Raw genomic sequence first — 20,998 nt, 5'->3', positions numbered from 1 at the left:
CCCACCGGAGAAAGCACGGAATGAGACGCGCCAAGATCGTCGCCACCCTGGGCCCCGCGACTTCGACGTACGAGATGGTGCGAGCCATCATCGACGCCGGAGTGGATGTCGCCCGCTTCAACCTCAGCCACGGGGACTACTCGGTCCACGAGAACAACTTCGCCAACGTCCGCAAGGCGGCAGATGACGCCGGACGCGCCGTGGCGGTGCTCGTGGACCTGCAGGGTCCGAAGATCCGCCTCGGCCGCTTCGCCGACGGACCCCACGAGCTCGCCGAGGGCGACATCTTCAAGATCACCGTCGAGGACATCCCCGGCACCAAGGAGATCTGCTCCACCACGTTCAAGGGACTGCCGCAGGACGTCAAGCCCGGCGACACCCTCCTGATCGACGACGGCAAGGTCCGTGTCGAGGTCGTGGAATCCGACGGGACGGTCGTGACCACGAAGGTCATCGTCGGCGGTCCGGTCTCCAACAACAAGGGGATCAACCTTCCCGGCGTCGCCGTGAACGTCCCCGCACTGTCGGAGAAGGACGAAGCGGATCTGCGCTGGGGCCTCCAGGCGGGTGCGGACCTCATCGCGCTCTCGTTCGTCCGGAGCGCGAAGGACGTGCAGCGGGTGCACGTCATCATGGCCGAGGAGGGACGTCACGTCCCGGTCATCGCCAAGATCGAGAAGCCGCAGGCGGTCGACAACCTCGAAGAGATCATCGACGCGTTCGACGGCATCATGGTCGCCCGCGGCGACCTCGGCGTCGAGCTGCCCCTCGAAGCGGTGCCGATCGTGCAGAAGCGCGCGGTGGAGCTCTGCCGGCGCATGGCCAAGCCCGTCATCGTCGCGACGCAGATGCTCGAGTCGATGATCAACAGTCCGGTGCCCACCCGCGCCGAGACCAGCGACGTCGCCAACGCCGTCCTCGACGGCGCCGACGCGGTCATGCTGTCCGGCGAGACGAGCGTGGGGGAGTACCCCGTCATCGTCGTCGAGACCATGGCGCGCATCATCGAGTCCACCGAAGAGCACGGTCTCGAGCGCATCGCCCCCCTCACCACCAAGCCGCGCACGCAGGGTGGCGCGATCACCCTCGCCGCGATGGAGGTGGCGGAGTTCGTCGAGGCCAAGTACCTCTGCATCTTCACCGAGTCCGGCGACACCGCCCGCCGGATGTCGCGCCTGCGTCCGCACATCCCGATGATCGGGTTCGCGCCGGAGCCCGCGATCCGTCGCCGCATGGCGGTGACCTGGGGCGTGCAGTCGACGCTCGTCGAGCACGTCGCGCACACCGATCTGATGTTCATCCAGGTGGACGACTATCTGCTGTCGAACGACCTGGCCAAGGTGGGCGACAAGGTCGTCGTGATCTCGGGCTCCCCTCCCGGGATCATCGGCTCGACCAACGACATCCGCATCCACAAGGTCGGAGACGCGGTACACGGCAAGGCGCCGATCTACAAGACGCGCGACTGACGCCCGCGGGACCAGAGCGGCGCCCTGCCTTCGGCGGGGCGCCGCTCTGGGCGTACCGGTGGTGGGAGTCGAACCCACACGCCCTCTCGGGCAACCGAGTTTGAGTCGGTCGCGTCTGCCATTCCGCCACACCGGCCGGGCACGTCCGCGATTGACCATACCGTAGGATTCAATGGTGACCGAGCAAGAGCAGAACGTCCCCGCAGCCCCTTCGACACCTCGTCGCGTCGTCGTTGCGGAGGACGAGTCGCTGATCCGCCTCGACATCGTCGAGATCCTCCGCGACAACGGCTTCGACGTCGTCGGAGAAGCCGGCGACGGCGAGACGGCGGTCCAGCTGGCCACCGAGCTGCGTCCGGACCTCGTCATCATGGACGTCAAGATGCCCCAGCTCGACGGCATCTCGGCGGCCGAGAAGCTCAGCAAGAACCACGTCGCACCGGTCGTGCTGCTCACCGCCTTCAGCCAGAAGGAGCTCGTCGAGCGCGCGAGCGAGGCAGGGGCCCTGGCTTACGTGGTCAAGCCCTTCACCCCCAACGACCTGCTGCCGGCGATCGAGATCGCCCTGGCCCGCTACGAGCAGATCATCACCCTCGAGGCCGAGGTCGCCGACATGGTCGAGCGGTTCGAGACCCGCAAGCTCGTGGACCGCGCTAAGGGCCTCCTCAACGAGAAGATGGGCTTGAGCGAGCCCGAGGCCTTCCGTTGGATCCAGAAGGCGTCGATGGATCGCCGTCTCACCATGCAGGACGTCGCCAAGGCCATCATCGAACAGCTCGCGCCCAAGAAGGGCTGACACCCGAGCGTCGACGATGAGCGGATGCCGGAACCTCCGGCATCCGCTCTGTCATTCCCGGGGCATGACGCGGATGTGGTTGGTGATGCGGATGGTCGAGCAGCGCCTGCCCTGATCGTCGGTCACGACGATCTCGTGCACGGTGATGGTGCGGCCGAGGTGCACCGGCGTGCACACCCCGGTCACCACCCCCGACGTCGCCGAGCGCGTGTGCGTCGCGTTGATGTCGACTCCGACCGCGAGTCGCCCGGGACCCGCGTGCAGGTTCGCCGCCATCGAGCCGAGGGACTCGCCGAGGACGACGTACGCACCGCCGTGCATGAGGCCGACCGGCTGGGTGTTCCCCTCGACCGGCATGGTCGCGACGCACCGCTCCACCGAGAACTCGGTGAACGCCATCCCCATCCGCTCGGCCAGCGCACCCATGCCGCGGCGCGATGCCCACTCCAGACCGTCGGCGTCGGCGGGGGAGTTCTCGGGCATGGCGCACCTTCGGGATCGACCGGGACAGGGCTGTCGAAGGCCCCGACTAGGCTGTCGGGGTGACGGACTCCGCAAAGCCTACCCTCCTCGTCGTCGACGGCCATTCGCTCGCGTACCGGGCTTTCTACGCTCTCCCCGTCGACAACTTCTCGACGAAGGACGGCCAGCACACCAACGGCATCTACGGGTTCCTGGCCATGCTCGTCAACCTCATCAAGGCTGAGAAGCCGACCCACATGGCGGTCGCGTTCGACACGTCGCGGCAGTCCTTCCGCACCCGCGAGTACAGCGAGTACAAGGCCAACCGCTCCGAGACGCCGTCGGAGTTCAAGGGGCAGATCCCGCTGCTGCAGGACTGCCTGGCCGCCATGAGCATCCCCGTGCTCCAGAAGGAGGACATCGAGGCCGACGACATCCTCGCCACCCTGGCCACTCAGGCTGCCGAGCAGGGGTTCCGGGTCCTCGTCTGCTCGGGCGACCGCGACACCATCCAGCTCGTCACCGACGACGTCACGCTGCTCTACCCGAACGTGCAGGGTGTGTCGCAGCTCAAGCGGTACGACCCCGCGGCGGTCCTCGAGAAGTACGGCCTGCCGCCCGCGCAGTACCCCGACATCGCCGCTCTCGTGGGCGAGACCAGCGACAACCTGCCCGGCGTGCCGAAGGTGGGCGAGAAGACGGCGGTGAAGTGGCTGACGCAGTTCGGGTCCCTCGACGAGCTGCTGTCGCGCTCCGACGAGATCAAGGGCGTCGTCGGGGGAAATCTCCGCGAACACCTCGACGATGTCCGCCGCAACCGAGCGCTCAACCGCCTGCTGACCGACGTGGAGCTGCCCGTCGGACCGGCCGACCTGCAGGTGCGCCCGATCGACGCGCAGGCCGTGCGCGAGATCTTCGCCCGGCTGGAGTTCCGCACGCTGCTCCCGCGCGTGTTCGAAGCCGCCGGGGTCGACGAGGCGATGGCGCCCTCCACCGCGGGTCCGGCGAAACCGATGCCGACGCCGGCGCAGGTGACCCCCGCGGAGCTCGCGACCTGGGTGGAGTCCGCCGACGGCGAGGTCGCGATCAGCCTCGTCGTCGAGGGCGGCACTCCCCGGCGCATCGGCGTCGCCACGACGGATGCCGCGGCCGAGGCGGACTGGAGCGACGAGGTGTCCGCGGCGCTCGGATCCTGGCTGGCGGGTCCGGCCCCGAAGATCCTCAGCGATGCCAAGAACCAGGTGAAGGCGCTTCGCCGAGTGGGCGTTCCCGTCGGAGGGCTCGCGTTCGATCCCATCCTGGCGGGGTGGCTGCTGCGGCCGAGCTTCCCCGACAGAACGCTGGCCGATCTCGTGGATCGGTATCTCGACGAGAAGCTCCCCGAGGCGGATCCGACGCAGCTCGTGCCCGAGACCGAGGGCGCGACGCCGGGACAGCTCGCCTGGTTCGCACTCCGCGTGACCGAGGCGCTGCGCGCAGAACTCCCCGACGCGGTCGCCGTCGTCCTGCGCGAGATCGAGCTGCCGACCCTCATGGCGCTGGCCGACATGGAGCTGGCGGGAGTCGCCGTCTCGCACGAGAAGCTCTCGGCGTTCTCAGCCGATCTCGCGGAGCGCGCCGACGGGATCGCGCAGCGCGCCTTCGCGGCCATCGGCCGCGAAGTGAACCTCGGCTCACCGAAGCAGCTCCAGGAGGTGCTGTTCGAAGAGCTGCAGCTGCCGAAGACGCGCAAGACCAAGACCGGGTATTCCACGGATGCCGCCGTCCTCGCCGACCTCCAGGAGACCGCACCCCACCCCTTCCTCGATCTGCTGCTGCAGCATCGCGAGGCGACCAAGCTCCGGCAGATCATCGAGTCGCTCGACACATCGATCCGCGACGACGGCCGCATCCACACCACCTACGTCCAGACCGGAAGCCAGACCGGACGCCTGTCGAGCACGGATCCCAACCTGCAGAACATCCCGGTGCGGACGGAGGAGAGCCGTCGGATCCGCGCGGCCTTCGAAGTCGGCGCGGGCTACGAGACGCTGCTGACCGCCGACTACTCCCAGATCGAGATGCGCATCATGGCGCACCTGTCCGAGGATCCGGGACTCATCGAGGCCTTCAACTCCGGTGAGGACCTGCACCGGTTCGTGGGCGCACGTGTCTTCGGCGTCGCTCCCGAGGACGTCACCGCCGCCATGCGCACGAAGGTCAAGGCGATGTCGTACGGGCTGGTCTACGGCCTGTCGGCGTTCGGCCTGTCCAAGCAGCTGCGCATCGATCAGTCCGAGGCCAAGCAGCTCATGATGGAGTACTTCGCGCGCTTCGGCGCGGTGAGGGACTACTTGCGCTCCTCGGTCGAGCAGGCGCGCATCGACGGGTACACCGAGACCATCTTCGGACGCCGCCGGCCGTTCCCGGACCTCGCGAGCCCCAACCGGGTGCTGCGCGAGAACGCAGAGCGCGCCGCGCTCAACGCACCCATCCAGGGCAGCGCCGCCGACATCATGAAGATCGCGCTCGTGCACATCCACGACGACTTCGCCGCCCAGGGCCTGGCGTCCCGCGTGCTCATGCAGATCCACGACGAACTGGTCGTCGAGGTCGCCCCGGGGGAGTGGGACGCCGCCGAGCAGGTCGTCCGGGATCGGATGGGAGATGCCGCGGCGCTGTCGGTTCCGCTCGACGTGCAGATCGGGCGCGGTGGCGACTGGAACGAGGCAGGACACTGATTCCGGACCGGTCCCGCACCTCGCTCGAGCGCGCGGGCCGGTTTAGGCTCGAGGGATGACTGATGCCTCCCGCATTCCCACGCCGGTCGACACGATCGCCGACGCGTGGGTGGACACTCTTGCCGAACTCGAGCCGACGGTCGCCACCTACATCGGCCGCTTCGAGCACAACGGCCGATTCGGCGACACGTCGCCCGCCGGCCACGAACACCTCGCCGAGGCCGCGCGCCGCACCCGTGACGCGCTGCGCGATGCGCCCACGACCGACGACATCGATGTCGTCACCAAAGCCGACCTGACGCGCGAACTGGATCTCGCCCTCGAGCTGCATGAGGCGCGCTGGCACCTGCGCGACCTCAACGTCATCGCCAGTCCCGCGCAGGACCTGCGCGCCGTCTTCGATCTGATGCCTACGGCGACCACCGACGACTGGTCGGTCATCTCGGAGCGCCTCCATGCGCTGCCGGCGGCTGTCGACGGCTATGTCGAGACCCTGCGCACCGGCATGGGCGAAGGCATCGTGCCCGCGCGCCGCCAGGTGGAGGAGGTCGTCACGCAGATCGCGCGGTACACCGCGAAGGCGGGCTTCTTCGCGCAGTTCGCCGGAGATGCCGCGCCCGCAGAGGGTCAGCTGCCGGCGGCGCTCGCGCGCGACCTGGCCGACAACGCCAACGCCGCCCGCGTCGCCTATGACGAGCTCGCCGACATGCTGCGCGGCGAGCTCGCCCCGGTCGCCGGGGAGAAGGACGCCGTCGGTCGCGAGCTGTACGCACTGCATTCGCGTCGGTTCCTCGGGGCCACCATCGATCTCGACGAAACCTATGAATGGGGCATCGAAGAACTCGCGCGCATGGTCGCCGAGCAGGAGGCGATCGCCGATGAGATCAAGCCGGGCGCGTCGGTCGAAGAGGCGGTGGCCTTCCTCGAGCAGGATCCCTCCCACAAGCTCCACGGCACCGAGGCGCTGCAGAAGTGGATGCAGGAGACCAGCGACCGCGCCGTCGCCGAGCTGGGACGCACCCACTTCGACATCGCAAATCCGATCCGGCGTCTGGAGTGCATGATCGCGCCCACCAACGAGGGCGGCATCTACTACACGGGTCCGACCGACGATTTCTCGCGCCCCGGGCGGATGTGGTGGTCGGTGCCCGAGGGCGTCACCGAGTTCGACACCTGGCGCGAGCTCACGACCGTCTACCACGAGGGCGTGCCGGGTCATCACCTCCAGATCGCGCAGGCCGTCTACAACCGCGCGCAGCTCAACTCGTGGCGTCGGCTGCTGGCCGGCACGAGTGGCCACGCCGAGGGCTGGGCGCTGTACGCCGAGCGTCTCATGCAGCAGCTCGGCTACCTCGACGACCCCGCCGACCGCCTGGGCATGCTGGACGGCCAGCGGATGCGCGCCGCCCGCGTCGTCCTCGACATCGGCGTTCACCTCGAGAAGCCGCGTCCCGACGGCAGCGGCGTCTGGGACGCCGATTACGCGCTGCAGTTCATGCTCGCGAACGTCAACATGCCCGAGGAGTTCGTGCGCTTCGAGGTCAACCGCTACCTGGGCTGGCCCGGTCAGGCCCCCTCGTACAAGGTCGGCCAGCGCATCTGGGAGCAGCTGCGCGACGAGGTCGCCGAGCGCGAGGGCGCGTCGTTCTCGATCAAGCAGTTCCACAAGCGCGCCCTCGACGTGGGCGGTGTGGGACTGGACACGCTGCGCACCGCCCTCGTGCGCTGAGCCTGTCGGAACCGTCAGCGATCGACGCCGAGGTCACCGTCCAGCAGGGCGGCGACCTCGGCGTCCTCGGTCTGGGTGAAGTCCTCATAGAAGGCGCCGACAGCCCAGAACTCCGGCATCCGGTGCGGGCAGACGTACGTGTCGACGACATCGGGGCGGGCTCCCATCGGGACGGGGCGCCGGGGACCGCCAGGACGATCGTCGCCGCGCCCCGCGCGCGCAGCGCCCGGCATGCCGCCTCGGCGGTGGCGCCGGTGGCGATGCCGTCGTCCACGACGATCGCGGTGAGACCGTCGAGGGGCTCGACCTGGCTCGCGAAGAGCCCGCCTCGCCTCGCGAGCTCCCGTCGTTCCCGTTGCTCGACCTCCGCCAGCTCATCCGGCGGGATGCGATCGCGGCGGAGCGCGTCGTCGCTGATCACGCGCACGCCCTCGGCGATCGCTCCCACGGCGAACTCCTCGTGGCCCGGTGCTCCCAGCTTTCGGACCACCACCGCGCGCAGCGGCATCCTCAGGTGACGGGCCACCTCCGCGGCGACGACCACGCCGCCGCGGGGTATGCCGAACACCCGGGCCGCGACACCGCGATAGGGCTCCAGCACCGCTGCGAGCTCCCGCCCGGCCGCGGCCCGATCGACGAAGATGGCCATGGGCGACACGGTACGCCGATGGGGCGCGGGAATGCCACGTGCGGCGTCGGGGTTCACGCCTGTGACCGAATCCATTCAAGTGAATAGGGAAGTCCGCATGACCGCTTCAGCCGCTCCGACACCCGCCCCGCAGCCCCTGGTGGAGCTCGGGCTCGACACCTTCGGCGACGTGACCCTCGACGAGGCGGGTCAGCTCGTCTCGCACGCGCAGACGATCCGCCACGTCGTCGACGAGGCGGTCCTCGCCGATGAGGTGGGTCTGGCCTTCTTCGGGGTGGGGGAGCACCACCGTCGCGAGTTCGCGGTGTCGAGCCCCGAGATCGTGCTGGCCGCGGCCGCATCGCGCACCCGGAACATCCGTCTCGGCACGGCGGTCACCGTGCTCTCGAGCGACGATCCGGTGCGCGTCTACGAGCGGTTCGCCACCCTCGATGCCGTCTCGAACGGGCGCGCGGAGATCATCCTCGGTCGCGGCTCGTTCATCGAGTCGTTCCCGCTGTTCGGCTACGACCTCCGCGACTACGAGACCCTCTTCGACGAGAAGCTGGAACTCTTCTCCCGGCTCCGCGACGAGAAGCCGGTGACATGGCAGGGCTCGGTGCGCCCGCCGCTCGAGACCGCCGATGTGTACCCGAAGACCGCGTCCGGCTTCCCGGCGTGGGTGGGAGTCGGCGGCACTCCGGAGTCCGTCGTCCGTGCGGCACGACACGGCTACGGGCTGATGCTCGCGATCATCGGCGGACCGGCCGAGCGCTTCCGTCCCTTCGCCGACCTGTACCGGCGGTCGCTCGCCAGTCTCGGCAGGGACGCGCTGCCGGTCGGCGTCCACTCGCCCGGCCACATCGCCGAATCCGACCAGCAGGCGTGGGAGGAGGCCTACGCCGGGTTCGAGGCGATGAACAACACGATCGGGCGCGAGCGCGGATGGCCGCCCTACAATCGCCTGCGGTTCCAGCACGACGTCGGCCCCGAGGGCGCCCTGTACGTCGGCTCGCCCCAGACCGTCGCCCGCAAGATCGCCGCCACCGTGACGACGCTGGGGGCCGACCGCTTCGACATGAAGTTCTCGACCGGCACACTGTCTCACGCCAAGATGATGCGCTCGATCGAGCTCTACGGCACCGAGGTGGCGCCGCTGGTGCGCGACATGCTCTCGTGACCGACGCCGGCGGCGGCGGTTCCGTAGCATGACCGATATGACGACGGATGCCGCCACCGGCGAAGCGACGCTTTCAGAGCGCCTGGATCGCCTTCCCTTCACCCGCCGCCACGCGAAGGTCCTGACCGGATCGGGCGTCGGGTGGGCGCTGGATGCGATGGACGTCGGCCTGATCTCGTTCATCATCGCCGCGCTCGCGGTGCAGTGGGAGCTCGCGCCCGCGGAGACCTCGTGGATCGCGTCGATCGGCTTCGTCGGGATGGCGATCGGGGCGACGCTCGGGGGGCTGCTCGCCGACCGCATCGGCCGCCGGCAGGTGTTCGCCCTCACACTCCTCATCTACGGCCTGGCCACGGGTGCCAGCGCGCTCGTGGGCGGACTGGCTCTGCTGCTCGTGCTGCGCTTCTTCGTCGGACTCGGCCTCGGCGCGGAGCTTCCGGTCGCCTCCACATACGTGAGCGAGTTCGCGCCCGCGCGGATGCGCGGCCGGCTGATCGTCATCCTCGAGGCGTTCTGGGCCGTGGGATGGACGGCGGCGGCGCTCATCGGCTTCCTCGTGATCCCGGCATCCGACGACGGGTGGCGGTGGGCGTTCGCGCTGGGAGCGATCCCCGCCGCGTACGCGCTCGTCGTGCGCTGGGGGCTGCCCGAGTCGCCGCGCTGGCTGGCTCGCCGCGGTCGCCACGAGGAGGCCGAGCGCATCGTCCGCTCACTGGAGGAGTCGGCGTCGCTGACGGCATCCCGGTCGCGACGGATCGTGCCGGCCGCAGCGGAGCCGGCCGCGACGACGGCCCGCGAGCGGCTCGGCGCCCTCTGGTCGCCGGAGTTCCGGCTGCGGACGGCGGCGCTGTGGCTCGTGTGGTTCTGCGTCAACTTCTCGTATTACGGGGCCTTCATCTGGATCCCCTCGATCCTCGTCTCGCAGGGGTACGACCTCGTGCGCTCGTTCGGGTTCACGCTCGTCATCACGCTCGCACAGCTTCCCGGCTACGCCGTGGCCGCGTGGCTGATCGAAGTGTGGGGGAGGCGGCTCACCCTGTCGGTGTTCCTCGTGGGCTCGGCCGTCTCGGCGGTGTTCTTCGGGACCGCGACGACCGAGCCGGCGGTGATCGGCGCGGGCATGGCGCTCAGCTTCTTCAACCTCGGCGCCTGGGGAGCCCTGTACGCGGTGACGCCCGAGATGTACCCCACCTCGCTGCGCGCGACCGGATCGGGTTGGGCGGCGGGCGTCGGGCGCATCGCGTCGATCGTCGCGCCCCTGACGGTGCCGCCTCTGCTGATGCTCGGCGGCGCGCCGGTGCTGTTCATCGTGTTCGCCGTCTTCTTCGCCATCGCCGCCGCTGCCGCATCGGGTCTGGTCGACCGGCGCGGCCTGGCCCTCGACGAGCGCTGACCGCCGGACCATCGGCGGCGATTACGCTGGTGGGGTGGAAGAGGTCCGGTACGTCGCGATAGGGGACTCCTTCACGGAAGGGGTCGGCGACGAGCTCCCTGACGGCAGGGTTCGGGGATGGGCCGACCTCGTGGCGCAGGGTTGGGCGGATGCCGCGGAGCACCCCGTCTCGTACGCCAACCTGGCCATCCGCGGCAAGCTCGTCTGGCCGATCGTCGAAGAGCAGCTCGAGCCGGCGTTGGCACTTCGACCGACGCACCTGTCGTTCAACGGGGGCGGCAACGACATGCTGCGCCCGCGCACCAGCATCTCCCGCGTGGTCTCGGCTTTCACCCACGTGCTGAGACGCTGCGATGAGGAGGGCGTCACCCTCATCCTGCTGTCGGGCGCGAATCCGTCGGGACAGCTTCCCCTCAGCCGGGTGATCCAGCGCAGAGGGGACCTGCTCTCGGTCGCGGTCACAGCGGCTATCGCCGACCGCGACGACGTCGTGCGCGCGTTCAACTGGCCGGATCGCGAGCTTTCGAGCCCGCCGTACTGGTCGGCTGACCGCCTGCACATGAACAGCCGAGGGCACCATCGGGTGGCCGCGCGCGTGCTCGAAGCGCTGGGGATGCCTGCACCGGCAGGGTGGTGGTCGCTTCCGGAGCTCCCTCTGGCAGGCGTGCAGGGAAGCGCCTACTACCGCGAGCACGTCGGCCCCTGGGTGAGGCGCCGACTGACGGGCACGTCTTCCGGCGACAGTCGGGCGGCCAAGCGCCCGGTCTGGGCTCAGGTGCCGCCGAGCGGCGCGACGGAATAGACGAGCTCGGCGAACTGCCCGGTACGCCCCACGGACTCGAGGCGCAGCCTGGTGGAGTCCAGTCGACGGGGGAGAAGCGGCCTACCGCCGCCCAGCGTCACCGGCGCGATCGACACGCGCACCTCGTCCAGGCGGCCCGCGTCGGCGAACTGCCCGACGAGATCGCCGCCGCCCACCAGCCACACGAGGCCGCCCTGCGCGGCATCCTCGATCTCGGCCCAGACGTCTCGCACGGCGCCGGAGCGCGCGCGGATGTCGGATCCGCCGAGCTCCGGCTGCGGCCGCGTCGAGAAGACGAAGGTCGGCCGCGCCCCGTACATCGCCGTCCACCGCTCCGGATGCTCGCGCAGCTTCTCGTGGGCGACGACCCACTCGAACGTGGTCGAGCCCATGACGATGACACTCACCTGCGCGAGGAAATCGTCGATGCCGGCCTCGGCCTGGTCGGCGCCGGGAACGGCGAACAGCCACTCGAGGGAATCCTGATCATCGGCGAGATAGCCGTCGAGTGTCGTCGCCGTCTGGAAGACGACGCGCGGGGGAGCAGCAGCCATGTCGCGATCGTACGCCGCACCCCCGACACGCCGATCACACGGACTCGATGGCTGTCAAGCCCGTGCGCGAGACGCGCGGTACTGTCATCCTGCCGATGAGGCGCGAGAGCGTCTCGAGCCCAGGGGAGCACACCCGCCGCCCCGGAAAGGAACCTCGCATGAGCATTGGAACCGGAATCGTCCTGTTCGTCATCGGAGCGATCCTCACGTTCGCTGTGAACGTCGAGGTCGAGGCGGTGAACCTCGACCTGATCGGCTACATCCTGATGGGGGCCGGAGTCGTCGTCTTCCTCATCGGTCTCATCCTGATGCTGCGTCGTCGTCAGAGCGAGAGCGTGTCCCGCACGGAGATCGACCCCGCCACCAACCAGCGGGTGACGCGACAGCGCACGAGCACCACCGACGACACCACGGGTCTCTGACCCTCCCGACCACGCCTCGAGGGGGCGACGCCGACCGTGGCGTCGCCCCCTCGTCACGCGCGCGACCCGCGATCGGAGCGTCATGAGAATCGTCGTCATCGGCGGCAGCGGACACATCGGCACCTATCTGATCCCGCGCCTGATCCGCGCGGGCCACGACGTCGTCAACATCAGCCGGCAGGGCGCGACGGGATACCGGGACGACGAGGAGTGGCAGCACGTCCACCAGATGCGCGTCGATCGCGCCGAGGAGGATCGCGCCGGGACCTTCGCCCGGACGGTTGTCTCACAGCGTCCCGATGCGGTGGTCGACCTCATCTGCTTCACCGAGGAATCGGCATCGGCCCTCCTCGACGGTGTGCGGGGGCACACCGGTCACCTCGTCCACTGCGGCTCGATCTGGCGGGAAGGCGTGAGCCGCAAGCTCCCCATCCGTGAGGATGACGCCGGCGCCGCCGAGGCGCCCCTCGACGACTACGGCATCCAGAAGCGTCGGATCGCCGCGCTCATGAAGGCGGAGACCGCAGCCGGGGGAGTGGCGACCACGACCCTGCACCCCGGTCACATCGTCGGCCCGGGATGGGAGCCGATCGGACCGCTCGGCAATCGCGACCCGGCCGTCTGGTACGCCCTGTCCGCGGGGCGGACCATCAGGATTCCGGGTATCGGCACCGAGATGCTGCATCACGTGCACGCCGACGACGTCGCGCAGGCTTTCGAGCTGGCGGTGGCGCGCCGCGACGCAGCGGCAGGGGAGGACTTCAGCATCGTCGCCCCCTCGGCGCTCAGCGTCCGCGGCTTCCTGCACCACGCCGCGGCGTGGTTCGGGCTCGACGCCCGGATCGAGAGTGTGGACTGGGACGGCTTCCGCGCCTCGACGACGCCGGAGGCTGCGGAGACCAGCTGGCGACATCTGTCGCGCAGCCACGTGTTCTCGATCGACAAGGCACGGATGCGGCTCGGCTACACGCCCCGCTACGAGCCGGAGCACGCGATCCGCGAGGCCGTCGAGTGGCTCGTCGCCCGCGGCGAGCTCGGGGTCGCACGCCCACTCGTCCGCTGAGCGGCGGATAGGGTGCATCCGTGCGCGACATAGCCATGGCGAGGATCCCCGGGGGCACCGTGACGCTGCACGACGCCCGCCGGCGTCTTCGGCGGGCGGTGGCGCTCGAGCCGTTCGAGATCGGGGTGTATCCGATCACCGAAGAGCTGCTGGCCGAGATCCTCGGCATCACCGCGTCCCATCCCGACCGACCCGCCGTCGAGGTGAGCTGGCTGCGCGCGGTCCGCTTCTGCAACGCGCTGTCGGAGTGGGAAGGCCTCGACCACGCCTACGCGTTCGAGGGGGAGCAGGTGACGTGGTCCGTCGACGCCGACGGCTACCGCCTGCCGACCGAAGCCGAATGGGAGCACGCGTGTCGTGCGGGGTCGGCGACCCCGCAGTACGGACCGCTCGGCGATGTGGCCTGGACGAGCGCCGACGGAGTGACCTCGCCGCAGAACGTCGGCGGGCGGCATCCGAATCTCTTCGGGCTCTTCGACACGCTCGGCAACGTGTGGGAGTGGTGCTGGGATCTGCTCGACCCGGCGCGGTACGGCGAGTACCGCGTCTTCCGCGGCGGCGGCTTCGCCGACGATGCGTGGAGCGTGCGCGCGTCGACCAGACGCGGCGGCGATCCGCGGACGGCGCAGGACGATGTGGGGTTCCGGGTCGCCCGCGGAGGATTCGACGCGGTGGGCGAGGCGCAGGGGTGGTCGGCGGCGGCCGACCGCGAGAGGGCAGAGGTCGATGGACCCGTGCCCAGCGGCTGGACTCCCACGAAATGACATAATGTGCATTATCGGCGATGGTGTCGGTAACGTGTCTCGGCGGGAATCGGCGCGGTCGTAGGCTCGGAAGATGCTCGCCTCTCTCACCGGTTTCGTCGTGGTGGGCGTCGCGATCGTCGTGGGCTACATCATCGGGCGGATAGATCTGCTCGGCGAACACGCCCGCCCGGTGCTCGCACGGCTGACCTTCTTCGTGCTCTCGCCGTTCCTGCTGTTCGTCGTGCTGGCCGAAGCCGACGTCAGGACGCTCTTCTCCGCACTGCTGCCGGTGTCGGCCATCGCCGCCGTCGTCGTCTTCGGGATCTACGTCCTCGTGGCCAAGCTCGTGTGGCACCGACCAGCCGGCGACGTGGTCATCGGGGCCCTCAGCGCCGGACAAGTGAACTCCAACAACATCGGCATCCCGCTGTCGCTGTATCTGCTCGGCAGCGCCGCCTTCCCGGCTCCGGTCATCCTGCTGCAGCTGCTCGTGTTCACCCCGATCACCATGGCGATCCTGGATGCCGTCACGTCGGGTCGCTCGTCGCTGTGGAAGACGCTCGGACGAACCGCGGCGAATCCCATCGTGCTCGGCTCGGCGCTGGGCACGCTCGTCTCGGTGTCGGGGGTAGACCTGCCGGCCATCGTCATGGAGCCCGCGCGACTCGTGGCCGACGCGTGCGTCCCCGTCCTGCTCATCAGCTACGGGATCTCGCTCTACGGTCAGCGCGTCCTGGGTCCGAGCGGACGGCGTCGCGACATCCTGCTGGCGACCGGTTTGAAGCTCTTCGTCATGCCCGTCGTCGCCTGGAGCGCCGCGACGCTTCTCGGGCTCTCCGCACAGGAGACTCTGATCGTCGTCGTGCTGGCAGCGCTTCCGACCGCGCAGAACGTCTTCAACTACTCGCAGCGGTTCGGCATCGGCGAGACCATCTCGCGCGACACGGTCTTCCTCACCACGATCGGCTGCGTGCCGGTGCTCCTGGCCGCGACGCTCCTGCTCGGCGTCTGACGCGCGGGACCTTCGGTCCCGGGTCTCCCCCGCCTTCCGCGGTATCATCAGCCTGAAAGTTCCCAGCGAACTCACAGAAAGGCACGTCATGTCCACGGAAACATCCCTCGCCAAGTCCGCGGTCACTGCTGTTCGGACGGCTCTCGGCGTCGGCGGTCTGCTCGCCGTCGTCGTCGGCATCCTGATCCTGGTGTGGCCGGCGAAGACCGCGATGGTGGTCACGGCCATCATCGCCGTCTACGCCATCGTCCTCGGACTCGTCTACGCCGGACTCGGTCTCTTCTCCAAGACGAAGGGCGGCTGGTCGCGCATCGGCCACCTCGCGCTCGGCGTCCTGTTCATCATCGCCGGCATCGTGGCGTTCCTGAATCTCGGTGCGACGACCGCCTACCTCGCGGTCTTCGTGGCCATCCTCGTGGGCATCATGTGGATCATCGAGGGCGTGGTGGCCCTGTCGACGCTCGGCGACGCGCCGTCGAAGGTCTGGACCACGGTCTTCGCGATCCTGAGCATCATCGCCGGCATCGTGCTGCTGTTCTCCCCCATCTGGGGCGCTGTCGTGCTCTGGTGGCTGATCGGCATCTCGCTCATCGTCCTCGGAATCCTCCAGATCGCCCGCGCCTTCACGTACGGCAAGGGCGTCTGACGCTCCTCACCAGCACGGAGAAGAGGGCCGCGGCGAGATGCCGCGGCCCTCTTCTCCGTGTCTCACACCGCGTCGCGCACCGGCAGATGCCTCGCCCACCAGTCGAGCACCGCCTCGAACCGCTCCACGCGATGGCGGGGCTGACCGGAGCGGGTCAGCTCGTGGTTCTCGCCCGGGAAGACCAGCAGCTCGGCGTCCACTCCCCCGCGCTTGAGGGCGCTGTAGTACCTCGTGGCCTGCTCCAGGGGGCAGCGGAAGTCCAGCTCCGAATGCAGCACCAGGGTCGGGGTGCGGACGTCGTCGACGACCGCCATCGGGCTCTGCCGCATGATGTCACCGTGCTCCACGCCGACGTATTCGTCGCCGAAGAACGACCCGATGTCGCTGGTGCCCTGGAAGCTCACCGGGTCGAGGAACCCGCGCTCGACGATGGCCCCGGCGAAGCGATGATCGTGCGCGATGACCCAGGCGGTCAGATAGCCGCCGTACGAACCGCCCATGATGCCGACGCGGGCGCCGTCCAGGCGCGGATCCGCCTCGACGGCGCCGTCGAGGAAGTCCATGACGTCGGCGAAGTCCAGGGTTCCCATGCGGGTGCGGATGCTGCGCCCGTGCGCCCGGCCGTATCCGGCGGAGCCTCGCGGATTGCAGTAGACGACGGCGTATCCCGCGTCGACGAGGACCTGCGTCTCGTCGAACAGGTGTATGCCGTAAGAGGCATACGGACCGCCGTGGATCTGCAGGATCGTGGGGAACGGCCCGTCGCCCTCGGGTGTCGCCACCCACCCGTGCACCGGATAGCCGTCCCGTCCCTCGACGGTCAGCTCACGTGGAACAGCGATTCCGGCGCGCGCTGCGGGTGCGCCGAACTCGGTGAGAGGGACCCCGTCGCGATCCGTGACGCGGACGAGCTCGCCGTGGGAGACGGGGGTGGCGACCGCGGCGACCACCACGTCCTCGGCGGCCGCGTGGCCGTTCACCTCCACATCTCCGCCGAGGAGCTCCTGGACGCCGCCGGAGCGATCCACGTGCAGCAGCCGCACGCGGCCGCGCGTGCGGTCCTGCACGAGGAACGCGTCGCCGGCGACCGAGATGTGACTGCCCACCTCGCCCAGGTCCACGCTCTCGCTGTCGGTCAGGCGACGCACTCCGCCGGCCTCGAGCAGCCACAGGCCGGTGGCGGGGGCGACGAAGTCCACACCGCTGTCACCCAGGGGGTGAGCGAGCAGGGCCACGGTCCCGTCCGGCGCGACCGCGACGTCCTGGATGCCCAGGCCCGTCTCCCGCTCGACCACGACGCGTGCCCCCCTGCCGTCCAGCCGGATCGCGCGCAGCTCACCCCGGAGATCTGCGCCCTCCAGCTGCGGGTCCTCCACGACGGTGAGCACCTCGGCGCCGTCGGCGGTGAAGACGCACCCGCTGTGCGACAGCTCGCCCTCGGTCAGCTGCCTCGCCTCGGCGGGCACTCGCGTCCGCTCCGGGCTCGGCGCGCCATCGGCCGTGACCGCCGGAGCGGGATCGTAGAGCGGCTCGGCACCGGGGTCGGGCGCGTCGACGGCGAAGACGTGAGAGGGGCGATCGACGGTGTACCCGAGCCCGTTCGCGTGCCAGCGCACGCCGCGGATGCGGCGCGGCGACTCGGCGTCGGGCTCGAGCCCTTCGACCGTTCCGTAGCGGCCGTGCTCGGCGACCCGCGCGGTGAACGCGAGGGTGCGACCGTCGGGGGCCCATGCGATGTCCGAGACGCCGAGTGCGGCATCCGTCACCTGCACGGGCTCGCCGCCGCGCGCGTCGACCACGTGCAGCTGCGCGCGGTTCTTCGCGTCGCCGCGCAGGAAGGCCACGCGCGAGCCGTCGGGCGACAGCCGGGGCGAGGAGTCGGCGACGCCGCGGGTCAGCCGGCGCGGCTCCCCCGCCGGCAGGTCGACCCGCCACAACTGGCCGACAGCACGGTTCGCGGCGATGTCCGGACGCGAGGTCGCGAACACGGCGAAGGAGCCGTCCGGGGCGAGCGCCGGTCGCCAGACGCCGACGAGGGTCTCGATGTCGCGTGCTCGCACCCGTTCACTCCCCCGCGAACGAGCCGGTGTCCCCGACCAGGCGCGTGTTGTCGTCGGGCACGGGCTCGAGCGCGGCGCGGGCCACCTCGGCGGCGAACTCCTGGACGTTGTAGAGCTTGCCCGCCGACTCGCGGCGGGAGGCGATGGCGCCGGGGTTGGCGCGCTCGAGCAGGGTCGCGGTGATCGTGCCCTCGATCATGTCGCCCGACACCACGACGAACTCGATGCCGCGCTCGGCGAGGGCGGGGATGCGCTCGCGCAGGGCATCCTCGCCGGCCCGCTTGGACAGCGCAACCGGCTCGTACTCGGGCATGGTGGGCGTCGTGCGGATGAAGTGCGCCTGGTGGCTCGTGACGAACACGACGCGGGCGCCCTCGGACAGCAGGGGCAGCGCGGTCTCGAGGACGCGGACCTGCGCGTCGCGGTTGAGCTGCAGTGCATAGTCCTCGCCCATGCCCGCCTCCATGCCGCCGGAGGCGTTGAGGACGAGCACGTCGAGGGAGCCGAAGGCCTCGCGGACCGCATCGAACATGGCCTGCACCGAATCGGCGTCCGTCAGATCGGCGCCGACGACCAGCACCTCGACGCCCAGTCCGCGCAGCTCGGTGGCGAGCTTCTCGGCGCGGGGCGCTTTGTTGCGGTAGTTGATGACGACGTTCGCGCCGGCCTCGGCGAGGTAGCGGGCGGTATCGGCGCCGATGCCGCGGGACGAGCCCGTCACGAGGGCGGTGCGACCGGCGAGGGATCCCGGGGCGAGAGGCTGTGTCATGGCGTGCTCCATCGGCTTCGTGCGTGCGCCCGCACGCGTCCGGCGGGCCGTGTCGACCCTATCAACGCCCGCCCCGCCGTCCACGGTTGGTACGGTGGAGCCACGACCAGGCGAAGGGATCGCTGATGCTGCCGGATCTGACGCAGTACCTGTGGATCCTGTGGCTCGCGCTGGCGTTCCTGTTCGTGATCATCGAGCTCCTCACGCTCGAGTTCACCTTCCTCATGCTCGCGGCGGGCACCCTCGTCGGCGGTCTCGGCGTCAACCTCCTCGGCGGACCGTGGTGGCTGCAGATCGGTGCGGCGGCCGCGCTCGCGGCGCTGCTGCTGTTCACGATCCGGCCGCTGCTGCTGCGGGCGCTGCACCGCAGCTCCGCCCCGGTGCTCATGAACGTCGACGCCCTGACCGGGATGAGCGCCCGCGTCGTCGCACCCTTCGTCGACGGCGCGGGGTCGGTCAAGCTCGACAACGGCGAGACGTGGACCGCGCGCCTGAGCGAGGGCATCGCGGATGCCGCGCTCGGCGTCGGGGACCGCGTCACCGTCGCCGCGGTGAGGGGCGCCACGGTCGAAGTCGCCCTGGCAGCGCCGCCCGGGTCCGAGAAGACCTGACCCCACCCGCATCCAAGAGAGGACCCGCCATGGTCGACATCGGACAGTTCGTCGGACAGATCTTCATCGTCATCCTGCTGATCGTCATCGCGATCTTCGTCGTGGTGGTGCTCTTCCGCGCGATCCGGATCATCCCGCAGGCCAATGCCGGTGTCGTGGAGCGGCTCGGGCGGTACCAGCGGACGCTGTCACCGGGTCTGAACCTGCTGGTGCCGTTCATCGACCGTCTGCGCCCGCTGATCGACATGCGCGAGCAGGTGGTGTCCTTCCCGCCCCAGCCGGTCATCACCGAGGACAACCTCGTCGTCTCCATCGACACCGTCGTGTACTTCCAGGTGACCGACGCGCGCGCCGCGACCTACGAGATCGCCAACTACCTCGGCGCAGTGGAGCAGCTGACCACCACGACTCTGCGAAACGTCGTGGGCGGGCTCAACCTCGAGGAGGCGCTGACCAGCCGCGACGAGATCAACAGCAAGCTGCGCGTCGTTCTCGACGAGGCGACCGGCAAGTGGGGCATCCGCGTCTCGCGCGTCGAGCTGAAGGCGATCGACCCGCCCGCGTCCATCCAGGATTCGATGGAGAAGCAGATGCGGGCCGAGCGCGACCGCCGTGCGGCCATCCTCACCGCCGAGGGCTCGAAGCAGTCCCAGATCCTCGAGGCGGAGGGTCGCCGCCAGGCGGAGATCCTGCGTGCCGAAGGCGACAAGCAGGCGGCGGTGCTGCGGGCGCAGGGCGAGTCCGAGGCGATCGAGATGGTGTTCAACGCGATCCATGTCGGCGATCCCGACGACAAGCTCCTCGCATACCAGTACCTGCAGACGCTGCCGAAGATCGCCGACAGCTCCTCGAGCAAGATGTGGATCATCCCCAGCGAGTTCACCGAGGCCCTCAAGGGGATCGGCGATGCGTTCGGTGGACGCGCCGCCGGCGGCCCGCGCCCGGCCGCCCGCAGGCCGGTCGACGAGGAATCCTCCCGGGCCGCCGACGCGGCCGTCGCCGCCGCGCGCGAAGCGGCCACCGCCGCCGACGACATCGCCTCCGAAGCACGTGCGTCCGCACCCGGCGTCGACGGACGACGCGATGACGGGATCTGAACCGACCCGCCGCACCCGTCACCCCTGGTTCGCCGGCGAGCACCCCCGCGTCCTCGCGCACCGGGGCTTCGTCTCCGCCGACGACGCCGGCCACGGCATCGTCGTGAACTCCTTCCTCGCGGTGGCGGGAGCCCACGCGCTGGGGGTCGACTACGTCGAGTCCGACTGTCACCTCACCCGTGACGGGGTGCCGGTGCTCTTCCATGACGACGATCTGGCTCGGGTCACCGGCGATCCCAGAGCGGTCGCGGCGGTCACCCTGCGCGAACTGGACGGGATCATGGCCGACCGCGGCGGACTGATCACCCTCGCCCAGGCCTTGGACTCGTTCCCCGACCTGCGGTTCAACCTCGATGTGAAGGCTGCGGATGCCGCCGCCCAGGTCGGGGCCACGATCGCCCCCTACGCGGAGCGCGTCCTGCTCACCAGCTTCTCGGACGCCCGCCGCCGCGAGGCGCTGCGCGCCGCAGAGGCGGCGGGGGCCGAGATGCCGCCGGCCACTTCCGCGGGGTCCGCGACGGTCGCCCGGCTGCTCGGAGCTCTGGCGGTCCGCTCCTCCCGCCTCGCGGGACGCCTGCTGGCGGGAGTGGACGCCCTGCAGGTACCGGAGCGCCGTGGCCGCGTTCGCATCGTGACCCCCCGCCTCGTCGAGACCGCCCACCGCTTCGACGTGGAGGTGCACGTCTGGACGGTGAACGAGGCGACCGACATGGAGCGGCTTCTGGACCTCGGTGTGGACGGAATCGTCACCGATCAGGCGCACGTGGCGCTGAAGGTGGCGGAACGACGCAGATAGGCCGCTCCGCACCGGATTCACGCCGTACGAACGGCGGCCCGCG

At 69.9% G+C, this 20,998-nt stretch carries 20 protein-coding genes, 1 tRNA gene and 1 pseudogene; 15 read left to right on the top strand and 7 right to left on the bottom strand.

The window, feature by feature from the left end; genetic code table 11:
* Positions 1-20: 20 nt before the first annotated feature.
* Positions 21-1,469 carry a pyruvate kinase gene (gene pyk / locus NFR93_RS01810; RefSeq protein WP_251449623.1) on the top strand — a complete coding sequence of 483 codons (1,449 nt, stop codon included), beginning with the start codon at positions 21-23 and terminating at the stop codon, positions 1,467-1,469.
* A gap of 53 nt (positions 1,470-1,522) precedes the next feature.
* Here the strand turns inward: pyk and NFR93_RS01805 are convergent.
* Positions 1,523-1,605, bottom strand: a tRNA-Leu gene (locus NFR93_RS01805).
* A gap of 36 nt (positions 1,606-1,641) precedes the next feature.
* On the opposite strand from NFR93_RS01805, the gene NFR93_RS01800 reads away from it, so the two are divergent.
* On the top strand, positions 1,642-2,265 hold the full coding sequence (locus tag NFR93_RS01800) for an ANTAR domain-containing response regulator (protein ID WP_251449622.1): 624 nt from the start codon (positions 1,642-1,644) through the stop codon (positions 2,263-2,265).
* 51 nt (positions 2,266-2,316) lie between these two features.
* On the opposite strand, the gene NFR93_RS01795 is transcribed toward NFR93_RS01800, so the two are convergent.
* Positions 2,317-2,748 carry a hotdog fold thioesterase gene (locus NFR93_RS01795; RefSeq protein ID WP_251449621.1) on the bottom strand — a complete coding sequence of 144 codons (432 nt, stop codon included), beginning with the start codon at positions 2,746-2,748 and terminating at the stop codon, positions 2,317-2,319.
* 59 nt (positions 2,749-2,807) lie between these two features.
* Between NFR93_RS01795 and polA the strand changes: the two genes are divergently transcribed.
* Positions 2,808-5,447, top strand: a complete 2,640-nt coding sequence (polA, locus tag NFR93_RS01790; RefSeq protein ID WP_251449620.1) for a DNA polymerase I — start codon at positions 2,808-2,810, stop codon at positions 5,445-5,447.
* 55 nt (positions 5,448-5,502) lie between these two features.
* Entirely contained in the window at positions 5,503-7,176 is a 1,674-nt protein-coding gene (locus tag NFR93_RS01785; protein WP_251449619.1) for a DUF885 domain-containing protein, read from the top strand.
* 14 nt (positions 7,177-7,190) lie between these two features.
* Here NFR93_RS01785 and NFR93_RS01780 read toward each other — a convergent pair whose 3' ends face one another.
* Positions 7,191-7,409 carry a hypothetical protein gene (locus NFR93_RS01780; protein ID WP_251451578.1) on the bottom strand — a complete coding sequence of 73 codons (219 nt, stop codon included), beginning with the start codon at positions 7,407-7,409 and terminating at the stop codon, positions 7,191-7,193.
* Positions 7,410-7,417: 8 nt separating this feature from the next.
* Positions 7,418-7,684 (bottom strand): annotated as a pseudogene (locus NFR93_RS16030) (hypothetical protein); the annotation flags it as partial.
* 238 nt (positions 7,685-7,922) lie between these two features.
* On the opposite strand from NFR93_RS16030, the gene NFR93_RS01770 reads away from it, so the two are divergent.
* The 3 genes from NFR93_RS01770 to NFR93_RS01760 are packed head-to-tail and all read left to right on the top strand — an operon-like array spanning position 7,923 to position 11,179.
* The gene (locus NFR93_RS01770) at positions 7,923-8,984 is read left to right on the top strand and encodes an LLM class flavin-dependent oxidoreductase (RefSeq protein ID WP_251449618.1); all 1,062 of its coding nucleotides are present in this window, start codon (positions 7,923-7,925) and stop codon (positions 8,982-8,984) included.
* A gap of 37 nt (positions 8,985-9,021) precedes the next feature.
* On the top strand, positions 9,022-10,377 hold the full coding sequence (locus tag NFR93_RS01765; RefSeq protein WP_251451420.1) for an MFS transporter: 1,356 nt from the start codon (positions 9,022-9,024) through the stop codon (positions 10,375-10,377).
* A gap of 34 nt (positions 10,378-10,411) precedes the next feature.
* Positions 10,412-11,179: an SGNH/GDSL hydrolase family protein gene (locus tag NFR93_RS01760; protein ID WP_251449617.1), complete on the top strand. Its 768-nt coding sequence runs from the start codon at positions 10,412-10,414 to the stop codon at positions 11,177-11,179.
* Here the strand turns inward: NFR93_RS01760 and NFR93_RS01755 are convergent.
* Entirely contained in the window at positions 11,149-11,733 is a 585-nt protein-coding gene (locus NFR93_RS01755; RefSeq protein WP_251449616.1) for a dihydrofolate reductase family protein, read from the bottom strand. The genes NFR93_RS01760 and NFR93_RS01755 overlap by 31 nt on opposite strands.
* A gap of 158 nt (positions 11,734-11,891) precedes the next feature.
* On the opposite strand from NFR93_RS01755, the gene NFR93_RS01750 reads away from it, so the two are divergent.
* From NFR93_RS01750 to NFR93_RS01730, 5 genes are all read left to right on the top strand, one after another.
* Positions 11,892-12,155 (top strand): DUF6458 family protein, encoded by a 264-nt coding sequence (locus NFR93_RS01750; protein WP_251449615.1) that lies wholly within the window; start codon positions 11,892-11,894, stop codon positions 12,153-12,155.
* Positions 12,156-12,237: 82 nt separating this feature from the next.
* Positions 12,238-13,218: an NAD-dependent epimerase/dehydratase family protein gene (locus NFR93_RS01745; RefSeq protein WP_251449614.1), complete on the top strand. Its 981-nt coding sequence runs from the start codon at positions 12,238-12,240 to the stop codon at positions 13,216-13,218.
* 35 nt (positions 13,219-13,253) lie between these two features.
* Positions 13,254-13,982: a formylglycine-generating enzyme family protein gene (locus NFR93_RS01740; RefSeq protein WP_502846268.1), complete on the top strand. Its 729-nt coding sequence runs from the start codon at positions 13,254-13,256 to the stop codon at positions 13,980-13,982.
* Positions 13,983-14,055: 73 nt separating this feature from the next.
* Positions 14,056-14,976 carry an AEC family transporter gene (locus NFR93_RS01735; protein WP_251449612.1) on the top strand — a complete coding sequence of 307 codons (921 nt, stop codon included), beginning with the start codon at positions 14,056-14,058 and terminating at the stop codon, positions 14,974-14,976.
* 88 nt (positions 14,977-15,064) lie between these two features.
* Entirely contained in the window at positions 15,065-15,622 is a 558-nt protein-coding gene (locus NFR93_RS01730) for an HdeD family acid-resistance protein (protein ID WP_251449611.1), read from the top strand.
* A 62-nt stretch (positions 15,623-15,684) separates the two neighbouring features.
* Here NFR93_RS01730 and NFR93_RS01725 read toward each other — a convergent pair whose 3' ends face one another.
* Together NFR93_RS01725 and NFR93_RS01720 are read right to left on the bottom strand one after the other, a co-directional pair.
* Positions 15,685-17,682, bottom strand: a complete 1,998-nt coding sequence (locus NFR93_RS01725; protein WP_251449610.1) for an alpha/beta hydrolase family protein — start codon at positions 17,680-17,682, stop codon at positions 15,685-15,687.
* Between the two features lie 4 nt (positions 17,683-17,686).
* Positions 17,687-18,451, bottom strand: a complete 765-nt coding sequence (locus tag NFR93_RS01720; protein ID WP_251449609.1) for an SDR family oxidoreductase — start codon at positions 18,449-18,451, stop codon at positions 17,687-17,689.
* Positions 18,452-18,576: 125 nt separating this feature from the next.
* Between NFR93_RS01720 and NFR93_RS01715 the strand changes: the two genes are divergently transcribed.
* From NFR93_RS01715 to NFR93_RS01705, 3 genes are read left to right on the top strand one after another with little or no spacing between them, the layout of a single operon-like run.
* Positions 18,577-19,062: an NfeD family protein gene (locus NFR93_RS01715; RefSeq protein ID WP_251449608.1), complete on the top strand. Its 486-nt coding sequence runs from the start codon at positions 18,577-18,579 to the stop codon at positions 19,060-19,062.
* 29 nt (positions 19,063-19,091) lie between these two features.
* The gene (locus tag NFR93_RS01710; RefSeq protein WP_251449607.1) at positions 19,092-20,159 is read left to right on the top strand and encodes an SPFH domain-containing protein; all 1,068 of its coding nucleotides are present in this window, start codon (positions 19,092-19,094) and stop codon (positions 20,157-20,159) included.
* Positions 20,146-20,955, top strand: a complete 810-nt coding sequence (locus tag NFR93_RS01705) for a glycerophosphodiester phosphodiesterase family protein (protein ID WP_251449606.1) — start codon at positions 20,146-20,148, stop codon at positions 20,953-20,955. The genes NFR93_RS01710 and NFR93_RS01705 overlap by 14 nt, the downstream gene beginning before the upstream one ends.
* Positions 20,956-20,998: the final 43 nt, after the last annotated feature.

Origin of the sequence: Microbacterium sp. Marseille-Q6648 (assembly GCF_943181415.1) — a bacterium.
Taxonomy (GTDB): Bacteria; Actinomycetota; Actinomycetes; order Actinomycetales; family Microbacteriaceae; genus Microbacterium.
Note: the sequence above shows the minus strand (reverse complement) of the source record. Positions and strands in the feature narration are given on the sequence as shown.